10 protein-coding genes and 1 pseudogene are annotated in these 11,014 nt (G+C 57.8%); 4 read left to right on the top strand and 7 right to left on the bottom strand.

The window, feature by feature from the left end; all coding sequences use genetic code 11:
* The 4 genes and pseudogenes from ACFOMF_RS06860 to ACFOMF_RS06845 all read left to right on the top strand — a co-directional run.
* Nucleotides 1-218: pseudogene (locus tag ACFOMF_RS06860) on the top strand (hypothetical protein); the annotation flags it as partial.
* 5 nt (nucleotides 219-223) lie between these two features.
* Nucleotides 224-997 (top strand): MOSC domain-containing protein, encoded by a 774-nt coding sequence (locus ACFOMF_RS06855; RefSeq protein ID WP_386362716.1) that lies wholly within the window; start codon nucleotides 224-226, stop codon nucleotides 995-997.
* 87 nt (nucleotides 998-1,084) lie between these two features.
* Entirely contained in the window at nucleotides 1,085-2,623 is a 1,539-nt protein-coding gene (locus tag ACFOMF_RS06850; protein ID WP_386362713.1) for an amidase, read from the top strand.
* Between the two features lie 87 nt (nucleotides 2,624-2,710).
* On the top strand, nucleotides 2,711-3,292 hold the full coding sequence (locus tag ACFOMF_RS06845; RefSeq protein ID WP_386362710.1) for a HupE/UreJ family protein: 582 nt from the start codon (nucleotides 2,711-2,713) through the stop codon (nucleotides 3,290-3,292).
* A 178-nt stretch (nucleotides 3,293-3,470) separates the two neighbouring features.
* On the opposite strand, the gene ACFOMF_RS06840 is transcribed toward ACFOMF_RS06845, so the two are convergent.
* The 7 genes from ACFOMF_RS06840 to ACFOMF_RS06810 form a co-directional block, all read right to left on the bottom strand.
* Nucleotides 3,471-4,775, bottom strand: a complete 1,305-nt coding sequence (locus ACFOMF_RS06840; protein WP_386362707.1) for a TolC family outer membrane protein — start codon at nucleotides 4,773-4,775, stop codon at nucleotides 3,471-3,473.
* Nucleotides 4,776-4,813: 38 nt separating this feature from the next.
* Nucleotides 4,814-6,904 (bottom strand): peptidase domain-containing ABC transporter, encoded by a 2,091-nt coding sequence (locus ACFOMF_RS06835; RefSeq protein WP_386362704.1) that lies wholly within the window; start codon nucleotides 6,902-6,904, stop codon nucleotides 4,814-4,816.
* Between the two features lie 147 nt (nucleotides 6,905-7,051).
* Nucleotides 7,052-8,200 (bottom strand): JmjC domain-containing protein, encoded by a 1,149-nt coding sequence (locus tag ACFOMF_RS06830; RefSeq protein WP_386362701.1) that lies wholly within the window; start codon nucleotides 8,198-8,200, stop codon nucleotides 7,052-7,054.
* 51 nt (nucleotides 8,201-8,251) lie between these two features.
* A complete protein-coding gene (locus ACFOMF_RS06825; protein ID WP_386362698.1) occupies nucleotides 8,252-8,461 on the bottom strand; it encodes a hypothetical protein in 210 nt (69 codons plus the stop codon).
* 64 nt (nucleotides 8,462-8,525) lie between these two features.
* Complete coding sequence (locus tag ACFOMF_RS06820; protein WP_386362696.1) at nucleotides 8,526-8,879, bottom strand: hypothetical protein; 354 nt, start codon at nucleotides 8,877-8,879, stop codon at nucleotides 8,526-8,528.
* Between the two features lie 385 nt (nucleotides 8,880-9,264).
* Nucleotides 9,265-9,363, bottom strand: coding sequence for a hypothetical protein (locus ACFOMF_RS06815; protein ID WP_386362748.1), 99 nt, complete (start codon nucleotides 9,361-9,363; stop codon nucleotides 9,265-9,267).
* A gap of 1,134 nt (nucleotides 9,364-10,497) precedes the next feature.
* Nucleotides 10,498-10,962, bottom strand: a complete 465-nt coding sequence (locus ACFOMF_RS06810) for a hypothetical protein (protein ID WP_386362693.1) — start codon at nucleotides 10,960-10,962, stop codon at nucleotides 10,498-10,500.
* Between the last annotated feature and the right edge of the window lie 52 nt (nucleotides 10,963-11,014).

The following is an 11,014-nucleotide window of genomic DNA, read 5'->3' as shown; positions in this document are numbered from 1 at the left end:
GCAGCGGCCAGGACGTGCGCTTCGGTGCTCGTGATCTGGCCCGCCGCCTGCGTACCGAACTCGAACCGGTACTGGCCGAGGCGCTCCTTGCCCAGCCGGAGGCGGGGATGTTCGAGGTAAGGATGAACCACCATCGCCTGCAGGTGGTGCCGCTACAGACCGGACCGAATCCCGAACCAGAACCGCAGACGCCTGTTAACCCCAGCGCAAAGGACTGACCGCCATGAGTGCCATCGAGCAACTGTATCGCTATCCTGTCAAAGGCCTGTCGGCCGAGCCCCTGGCGTCGGTTCAATTGACGGCCGGGCAGGCTCTGCCTCTGGATCGGATCTTCGCAATCACCGATGGCTCCTGGGTATTCGAACCGGGCAATTACGTCCCGCGACCGAAGACCGATTTTCTGGTCCAGGCGAACCGCGAGCAACTCGCCGAGTACCGCACGCACTACGACGACAGCCGTAACCGGCTCACCTTCCTCGACCCGGACGGGCGCATGACCGTTTTCGACCTCGACGACCCCGAGGATCAGGACAGCCTGTCACGCCTGTTCGCCGAGCGCTTTGCCGGCGAGCTGCAGGGGATGCCCCGGCTGGTCCGTGCGCAGGGCGTCCGCTTCACCGATGTCAGCGTCATTTCGACGCCAATGATGAACGCCATCTCGCTGGTCAACCTCGCCTCCGTCGAAGCGCTGGAGGCTGACCTGGGCCAGCCGGTCCACCCGCTGCGGTTCCGCGCCAATCTTTACTTCCGCACGGCGACGGCCTGGGAAGAGCTCGACTGGGTAGGGCGCCAGTTGCGTATCGGGCAGGCGCGCGTCGAGGTGGTGCTGCGGACCCGGCGCTGCTCGGCGGTCAACGTGGATCCGCTGACGGCACGCCGCGACCTGTCGATACCCAGGGCGTTGATGGCGCGTTATGGACATCCCGACATGGGCGTCTACATCGAAGTGCTCAAGGGCGGTTCGGTCCGGATTGGCGATGAGGTGGCCCTGCTTTAACGCAGCAAAGGACCGCGCGCATGTGGCGCAGCGGTCATGACAGGCGGCGCCTCCAAAGGGCGCCGAATATCACCAATGGAGAACGTCATGTCCCTACCACGTCCCAGCAAGGCCGATTTTCTCGACGCCGCGCACGACCACGGCTACACCCTCGATGACACCCAGATGGAGGCTTACCTCGGGCTTGCCGACACGACCCTGTCGTCCTACGAAACGATCGACCGGCTGTATCAGTCGGAGATCGCGAAGCAGCCACCGGTGCGGCATTTCACCAAGCCCGAGGGTGATGCCAACCCCTATGGCGCCTGGTACCTGAAGACCGCCATCGAAGGCGCGGAGGAGGGGCCGCTCGCCGGCAAGACCGTGGTAATCAAGGACAACGTATCGGTCGCCGGGGTACCGATGGCCAATGGCTCGCTGAGCCTGGACGGCTACGTGCCATCCGAGGATGCCACCGTGGTCAAGCGGCTGCTGGCGGCCGGTGCCACTATCGTCGGCAAGTCGGTATGCGAAGACCTGTGCTTCTCCGGGGCCAGTTTCACAGCGGCGAGCGGGCCGGTGACGAATCCTTGGGATTCGTCGCGCAATGCCGGCGGCTCGTCGAGTGGCAGTGCGGTGCTCATCGCGGTGGAAGAGGTCGACCTAGCGCTGGGCGGCGACCAGGGTGGTTCGATCCGTATGCCCTCGGCCTGGAGCGGCGTCGTTGGGCACAAGCCGACCTATGGCCTTGTTCCTTACACCGGAGCCTTTCCCATTGAGCGCACCATCGACCATGTGGGCCCGATGGGCCGGCATGTGCGCGACGTGGCAGTGATGCTCGACGTCATTTCCGGTGCCGACGGGCTGGATTCGCGGCAGAAAGATCAGCCGGCGCCGACCCAATGCCTGGCCGGCCTCGACGATGGTGTGGCGGGCCTGAAAATCGGTCTGTTGCAGGAAGGCTTCGCCATCGACGGGGTGTCCGAGGCCGAGGTGGATGCCGCGGTCAGGGCTGCGGTCGCCCAGCTCGAGGCCCTCGGCGCGACGGTCGGCACAGTCAGCGCGCCCTGGCACGGCGCCGTCGCCATGGACATGTGGAATGTCATCGCCACCGATGGCGCGGCCTACCAGATGCTCCAGGGCAACGGTTACGGGATGAACGTCAGTGGCTATTACGACCCGGAGATCATGAGCTACTTCGGGGCCAAACGCAGGGAGCATGCCGACGCGCTGTCGCATACCGTCCGCGCGGTCGCGCTGACCGGGCACTACAGCCTGAAGAAGTTGCACGGGGCCTATTACGGCAAGGCGCGGATGCTGGTGCCGGAACTGACCCGCCAGTACGACGCGGCGCTGGAGCAGTTCGACGTGCTGATCATGCCGACGATGCCCTTCGTCGCCACGTTGCTGACCGCACCGGATGCGCCGATCGAGGCGTACGTACGCACGGCCCTGAACATGCTCACCAATACCGCGCCGTTCGATATCACCGGCCATCCTGCGACTACGATTCCGGCCGGATTCGCGGCGGGGCTGCCGGTCGGGATGATGATCGTCGCGCCGCGTATGAAGGATGCCCTTGCGCTACGCGTGGCCCGCGCCTACGAGACGGTGCGTGGTGAATTTCCGAAGCCGCCACATGCCTGACCGCCGGGCATCCGGTACGCCTGCCGCCGATGGGCCCCGCGCCCGCCGGTGGTTACCCTATGTTCCGACTCGATGAGGATGTCGATCATGCGTTTCCCCACTTTGCTGCCCGTCCTTGGGGCTGCTGCCTTGCTGTCCGTACCATCGCTCGCCTTCGCCCACCCGGGCCATGCGCCTTCCGGATTGGTGTCCGGCATCGCTCACCCGCTTGGCGGGCTGGATCACCTGCTGGCCATGCTCGCGGTCGGGCTGTGGGCCGCGCAGCAGCAAGGCTCCGCGCGCTATCTAGTGCCGTTGACCTTTCTCGCAAGCCTGCTGCTTGGTGGGGGGCTGGGTCTGGCCGGGCTGGGTTTGCCGTATCTGGAAACCGGCATTGCCGGTTCGGTATTGGGGCTCGGGTTGCTGGTAGCCGTCGCTGCCCGGGTTCGCCTGTCCGTAGCGCTGGTGATGACTGCGCTGTTCGCTTTCGCCCACGGCCTGGCGCACGGCCTGGAGGGGCCGGTGCAGTCGGCTTGGAGCTACGTGGCCGGGTTCATGCTGGCTACCGCCGTGCTGCACACCGTTGGCTATGCCCTGGTCCGCCAGTTGCCTCGCGCCGCCTCGCCGCTGGTTCGGCTCGCTGGACTGCTGTCCGCCGCTGCCGGTGCCTGGCTGCTGGTCTCCGGATGAGCGCGTTTCCGCCTCGATAACAGCCGGAGCGCGCCGAGGCCAGCGGCCAGGCAGCACGCGCCGGAGCGGCGCCGGCACCGTTCAGCCTCAAGCGAGCTGAAGATCTCCGCCAGTTACTCGAGACCCTGACGCGAATTCGATAGTGGATTCGCGTCTGCTTTTTTTGTTTATGGATCGGTTACTTTGCTTCTGGTCCCATCGATGTCTTCTGCTCGTCGACATCCGCCAGCAAGGCATTGAGCTCGGTAAGATCATCGATGCCCAAGGACCCCACCGCAGCCTTGAGCTGCATCTGGGCCAGCAAGGTGTCGTATCGAGCCCGGGAAAGCTGCTGTAGCGTCTCGCTGAACTGGCTTTGCGCATCCAGCACATCCGTTCCGACACGTACACCCAGTTTGTAGCCCAACTGGTTGGAATTCACGGCTGACTGCGCGGATACCTTCGCGGCCTCCAACGCCTTTATCTGGGCGATTCCATCCATTACACCCGACCATGCCTGCCGAGTCGCCAGAGTCGCCGCGCGCCGGGTATCCTCCAGCTCATGCTCCGCCTGTATCCGCAGCGCTACTGCTTCGCGCGCGGAAGAGCTGAGTCGCCCGCCGCTATACAACGGCATGCTCAAGCGAAGCCCGATGGCGGCGGATTCGCTGCGTTCGGTACTCGCGTTGGGGCTCTGCTGCATGTTCTGGCTGAGCACCATATCGACCGTTGGCAGGAATTCGGCCTTGCGGCTTTGCACTTCCTTGGCGGCGATCTCCAGGAGCAACGCCTGGGTCTGCACTTCGAGGCTGCCGCTCTCGGCGGCTATGACCCAGGCACTGGCGTCTTCCGGCCGTGGCGGCGCAAGTTCCACATGCTCGCGCAATCCCTTGATCCGCTCGGGCTGCCTGCCGATGATTCGGGCCAGCGCATGCCGTGCCAACGCAAGATCGCTCCTGGCCTTGATGAGCTGTGCCATGGTCCTGTCGAAACTTGCCTGGGCCTCGTGGACATCGGTGATGCTGGCATTGCCCAACTCGAAGTGTTTGCGGGCACTCGCCAACTGCTCGGCATTGGCCGCTTGCAATTGCTCGACCGCATCGAGCACGTCACTGGCGTTCAATACCTCGAAATAGGACTCGACCACGCGCAGCATCAATGCCTGTTCCGCACTTGCCAGGCGCGTTTCGGCAAGTGCCTGCTGCTGGCTTCCCTGTTCGTACTGCAGCCATCTCTGCCAGCGAAACAAGGGCTGCACGAGCTGGATGCCATAGCTACGGTTCTGTCGGCGCTGCTCGAGGGTGCCGCCAGTCACGTCGTATTCGGTTTCGCTCCAGCTCGTCTGGGTATCGAACGTCACCTGTGGCAACAAGCCCGCACGCCCCTGGATCAGTCGTTCATTGCCCACGTGCCGCTGTGCCTGGGCCGCCGCATACTGGGCATCATGCCTTACGGCCTGGCGGTAGATTTCCATCAGGTCGCTGGCCTGTGCCTGGCCTGCCATGCATGCCAGCGCCCAGCCGCACAAGAGGTGCCTCCCCCTCATGCGCTGACCTGTCTCTCTTCATCAAGGCGAACGTCTTCGACCACTGCGCCTTTGTCCAGGCAGACCAGGCGCCTGGCGAAAGAGATGGTTTCGCGCCGGTGCGCGATGGTGATGCGGGTCATCGGCATCCGCTGCAAGGCCTGTACGACGTGCTGCTCGCTATGCAGGTCGAGATGGCTGGTGGCTTCGTCCAGCGCGAGAATCCGGGGTCGCTTGTAGAGGGCGCGCGCCAGCAGCACCCGTTGTTTCTGCCCGCCGGACAGGCCGCTGCCCATTTCCGCCACCAGTGTCTGGTAACCCATGGGCATATTGGCGACCGCCTTGTGGATATTCGCCTGACGCGCCGCTTCCTCGATCCGCTGCTGGTCCGCCTCAGGATCGAAACTGGCGATATTCTCGGCCAGGGAGCCGGCGAGCAACTGATCCTCCTGCATCACGGCCCCGACCAGATTGCGAATCGCCTGAGGGCCCAACTGGCGCGCCGGGATGCCGCCCACCAGAATCTCGCCTTCGGTCGGCGTGAGCAGTCCGAGCATGAGCTTGAACAGGGTACTCTTGCCGCAGCCGGAACGGCCGACGATGGCCACCGAGTCGCCGGCCTCGATGACCAGTGACAGATTGCGCAGCACCCAGGGCTCACCTTCCGCATAACGGTACGACACGTCGCGCAACTCGATGCGTGGCTCGATGCGCTCCAGGTCCGTTTCCATGTGGCTGTCCGGTTCCGGCGTTTCGAGCGCGATATCGGCCAGTCGCTCGGCATGCAGCGACAGCATGCGTATCTCCACGCCCAGATCTATCAACTGGCTGGCCCGGCCGGTGAACTGGCTCTTGTAGGCGATGAACGCCAACAGCATGCCCAGCGAGAGCGTGCCGTCGAGAACGGCCATTCCGCCCACGTAGAGCAGCAGCATGCCTTCCAGCCCGAAGATCAGGGTATTGAGGCTGGTGAATGCCAGCAGCATTTTCTGCGTGGCGACATCGCGGTTCTGCACATCGGCGACCAGGTTCTGCCAGGTCGCCAGGCGCAGGGAGGTGGTGTTGAACAGCTTGAGCGGCAGCACCGCCCGTATCGTTTCCAGAAAGTAGGAATTCTCCCGCGCCGCCAGCACGATGCGCTCTTCCGAGGCGTTGCGCAGCGGCTGGTAGAACGCCACGCGCAGAACCATGTACAGCGCCAGGGCGATCGCCACGATGCCGGTCAGCACCGGACTGTAGAGCAGCATCATGCCCAGCGTGATCAGGGTCACCAGCCCGTCGAGCACGACCATGATCGCGCCGTTGGTGAGAACGTTGCGTATGGCCGTCAGCGACTGGAAGCGGGCGGTGATATCACCGAGCTGACGCTTCTCGAAGTACGGCCAGGGCAGGCGCAGCAGATGACTGAACAGATTGCCCGACCATTGCAGGGCCAGCTGCTGATTCAGCCTCAACCCCATCCACCCTCGGGCCATGCGCAGCACGAAATCGATCAGCATCAACAGGCAACCGCCCAGCACGGCGATCAGCAGCAGATCGTGATCCGCCGATACCAGGGCACCGTCCACCACCCACTGGGTGACCTGTGGTGCCAGCAGGGCCACGACTTCGAGCGCGAGGGCCAACGCGAAGATATTGGCCAATGCGCGCTTCAACCCGATCGCCCGGCCGGTCAGTTCGCGCAGGCGGATACGTGCCTTCTGCTGGGCCGGGCGAAAGGTGACATTGGGCGACAGCTCCAGCGCCACACCGGTGAAATGCCGGGATGCCTCGGCCAAGGGCAGCACCCGGCGTCCGCTGGCCGGGTCGAGCAGATGCAGACGACCCCTGCGGACCGTTTCCAGCACCACGAAGTGAGTCATGTCCCAATGCAGGATGCATGGCAACCGCAGCTTGGCCATGTCTTCCAGTTCGAGGCGCAGAGGTCGGCATGAAAAATCCAGACTCTGCGCATAGCGCACCAGTTGCGCGAGATTGGTGCCCTTGATCGAAATCGAAAAGCGCCGGCGCAGGCTCATCAGGTCGAGGTGCAGGCCGTGGTATCCGGCGATCATCACCAGGCAGGCCAGGCCGCATTCCTGGCTTTCCGCTTGCAACACTGCTTCCATGCTTCAACGTATCCATGAACCACATCACGCAGTTATTTCGCGCGACAGTTCTAGAAGATCCTGATGGCAACGCCCATTTGCGATGCCAAGGAATTCTTAGGCCCCGACTTCGAGATGGAGGGCAGTCAACCAGATAGGAATTGGGAGTCAGCCAACAACTTCGATCACATCATTGAGGGCCAACTGAAAAAGCACCTTACCGACAATATCCGCTCCGTAATCTGAAAACTTTTCCTGAATTCCAGACACACTAACCCCCCCCTGATGATGAATAAACTCAATCAACTCGAAACCCACATCATCGATATTTATCTTGTTCCCATTGATCACCACAAACCCATCCGAAAATCGGTACAGCAAGTTAGCATTCAATCGAACGGTATGCTTCAAATCGAGCTGATGGCTGCTTCCGTCACCGAGAATATGAAGTGCAATCTTTGAATCCACTCTATGCTGGCCTATGTACGCCTGCATGAATTTCTCATAATTACTTCGATCGTTGACGGCGGCTCCAAGACTTGCTGCTATGTTTTCCAGAGATTGCTCGTCTCGCCCGAAGTCATGAAAATTCTTCCTGACATCAGGAATATTAGGCATCAGATTAAGCAGCCAGCGCAAATAGTCAAAACCGGTAGGTGCGAATGTGCCGATAGCGAGATGAAATGTTTCCCCTCCAAGAGGAAGCGGATTGTGCCACCATCCACGAGGCACATATATGATGTCACCCGGCTCAAGAATAACGTCTAGATAAACCTCTTCCGGCTCCACCGCTTCGGATATGTCTTTTGTCTGCTGCATGTACAAGGGAGACTCAAAGTTCGGCCGCTTGATGATCCAGCGTTTCCGCCCCAATAGCTGAACAGCAAAAACATCTCTTGTATCCCAATGGCTTCTATAGGAAGACTTTCCGCTGAAAGCGGCATATCCGCTGACGATAACCTGCGCATCGGCATAATTGGCAATCTGCTTGGATATGGCTGTCAGCAATGGTTCGTTTTTTATTCTATTGTAAACGAGCGTCGCGCCTTCGCGCATGTACCTGTAAACCACCGGCTTAATATATCGATGCTCCACACGCCCAACATTTATATGAGACTCCACATACTCTGATTTTGGAACCTCATAACCATTCATCAACTTGAAGCTTCTGTCGGACGCATCCGCTCTCTCATAAATTTCATTTATATCCTTCCAGTCTATATGTCCGCCTTGGACCGCACCTTTAAAAACGTGAGGCTTCTTGTAGAGATACTCGTCAAAAAAATCATTCTTCGTGACGTCAAACACGATTTGCATCATATGCCGCCTATACAATTAATATCGACACCAGATGATCTGAGACCCAGATCAAACCAATGGTTTTTTTATTTCAGACTCTTGATCTTTTCTCAACCATAGAACAAGGAGCATGCCGACCAAAGCCGATACGGCGCTCTCATTTCTTTGGCTGGCATCACCGCTTATCGCGAAAAACACTGTTGAAACAGCACATGCCAAGGTCAGAATAGTAAAAAAGTAGATTGCAAATTTACGCAAATAGTCAATTTTTTTGGTCATCTTCAACCCCCTAAGAAAAATAAACTAATTGACGCAATGGTGCGCCACTTAGCAAACGCTTTATTTAATAGTTGGTTCCATCTCCATAGTCGCTTCCATCTTGGCTGTCTTGGTACCAGTCATAAATCCCCGCGGCGGCGCCAATCACTGCGCCGGCAATAGCGCCATACAACCCAGCTCGACTCCCGTTGACGGCACCACCTGCCGCTGAGGCGAGTACACGGCCAGCGGCATATCCCGCACCACCGGTTGTGACTGTGGTATTTACCGTGTCAGTAGCATTGCCGGCGCCGCCTACGAAGCTCATCTCTGTTAGGGTAAGTTCTCTCACGGCTTTCTCCTTTTGAAACACCATATTTTTGCTAAATGAAGCAACTGCATCAGTACCTAATGTCGGCCCATACGATGCTGTCGCCATATTCGCCTCCCTTACGAATTCAGGGAAACGTCAAGAAGCTCTGCTCCGCAAAAACTATAAGTCATTGCACAATATCGCCTCTTGAAACTCCTTGTGTAGAACGCGCGATTAGCTCAGCGCAAGCAACGCTATTCAGTAGCCCACTTACCCGCCATAGAGCAAATTGACTCAAGCGCCAATTCATAAAGCCTGGGCGGCCTCAAGTTCCAAGCGCCCAGTTCATTTCGAATCTTAAAGCAAGGTCCATGAGACTTTTCATTTTCTCGTCTCGCAAGCAAGAGCTTTATCGATGATTCGAACTGTTTGTAGGGTAGAGGGAGTTTCACGTTAGACAGCCCGGCAGTTGTAGGGGGTTATGTCTCGGTCAGCTTCATATGCCGAGCGATTAACTCGGCCCTCGTGCAGCAATCACTTTTACGCAGCAGAACGGAAACGTGGTTTCCTCGCCCAGCGGCAACGGGTTATGCCACCAGCCACGCGGCAGATAGAAAACATCGCCGGCTTCGATGCCGTGACCCCGGTGGCCGCCGCGTTCGACGGTGTCGTGGTGGGGGAGGTGGCGATCAGCGTCGCGCCGTTGCGCAGGTAGTCGTAGACCACTGGCTTGATCAGGCGATGCCGCAGCGTGCCGATATCCCAGTAGCTCTCGACATACTCGTGCTTGGGCCGGATGCCATCGCAGGACAGCTTGAAATCGCTGGACGCCACATTGCTTCGCTCGAAGATTTCATTGGCGTCGCGCCAGGAGAAATCGTTCGAAGAAACTGCTCCTTTCATCAGGAGAGGTTTCTTCTCTTGGTATTGTTCCAAGAATTCATTTGCGGGGATATTAAATGAAATGCTCATAAACTAATTGCCAGTCCTTGGCAGGCTATAATCCTGCAGGTTTTATTAGGCTCTTGAGAGAGATTAAGTCAAGAGATTTTTTTCATCTTGCTTAGTTGTGATTGGTGCCCGCGGCATTGTTGTAGTCGGTGCCTGCGGTATCTGGAGCGTTCGTTGTAAACCCTCCAGTGCCGTCAATACTCATAATTCTTGATGCAGTTCCCCCTGCCGCTCCAGCCAGTATTCCGGTCCTGATTGAACTTGCCCCTCCTCCTGTAATGGCGCCAGTTACCGCAGCGCCTACTGTGCCAGAAAGTGTTACTGACTGCCCCTGCATAGATGATGATGCGACATATGATGCTACACCACTAGCCGCGCCGACGGGTCCCTCTAACCAATATTGGCACTATAGGTAAGGCAGCTCCCGATACAACTTTCCAGCTCTTTAAGGGTAAGCTCTCTCATGTTTTTCTCCAAAGGCATCCCTTCATGCCAGAATTATATTTCTCGATACCGTGGCTAATGCCACCCCTATGACAGTCGAAAAGACCATTGTTTTTTCATTATTTTTTCTTGCCAAATCACCTCTCCTGCGATTTGACAGGAAGGTCGTCATGTTAAATAAAATATTCAAAATAGCTGATAAAAAAAGACCGACGAGCAATATCCACATGCCCTCTGACTCGGCAAGCCTGCAAATGAATTCGCTATTCACCCTGCACATATGGCACCCTGACAATAAATAGAAAGCTTATCCACGCCCACAAGGTCGCCGTCAAAAAAATCAGATCAACTACTGGGGGGCTTTTCGCCTTTTGTTCTTCAAGGAGCGAAAAATCTCCCAGTAGAGCAAAGAAAAGCCTGTACCTGTCAGCACAAAACCATAGACTATAGATGTGTATGTTTCCTTGAAGTGTTCCGGGAAAATAATTATCAAAGAAAAGCCAGTCACGATCATTCCAATATAGATAATGTATTCCGTTGCTGTCTTTATTCTTTTTGTTGGTCTATTGTTGCTGTGGTTGACTTTTTCATGTCCGCCTACAACATAGGCGTTTACTGTAAGTGCTATTGAGAAAGCACATGCTGCCGAGACGGCAAACCATATATCCAAAATTCCTATAATATTATCTTCAAGTCCCAGTGCTCTTAGGTCTTCATTTAGAAAAATGAATCCAAATGCCAAGACGCTAGACTTGCCAATCAGACTCATGAACGCCCTGTTTTCTCTTGCCAGTCCTTCTACTTCTTCTTCCATGCTTGTCATTTTGGTTCACCCATCTTTTCTCTTTCTTTCGCCTGGAATGTAA

The organism is Stutzerimonas tarimensis, assembly GCF_042648805.1.
Lineage (GTDB): Bacteria > Pseudomonadota > Gammaproteobacteria > Pseudomonadales > Pseudomonadaceae > Azomonas > Azomonas tarimensis.
This window is presented reverse-complemented; position numbering and strand designations above follow the sequence as displayed.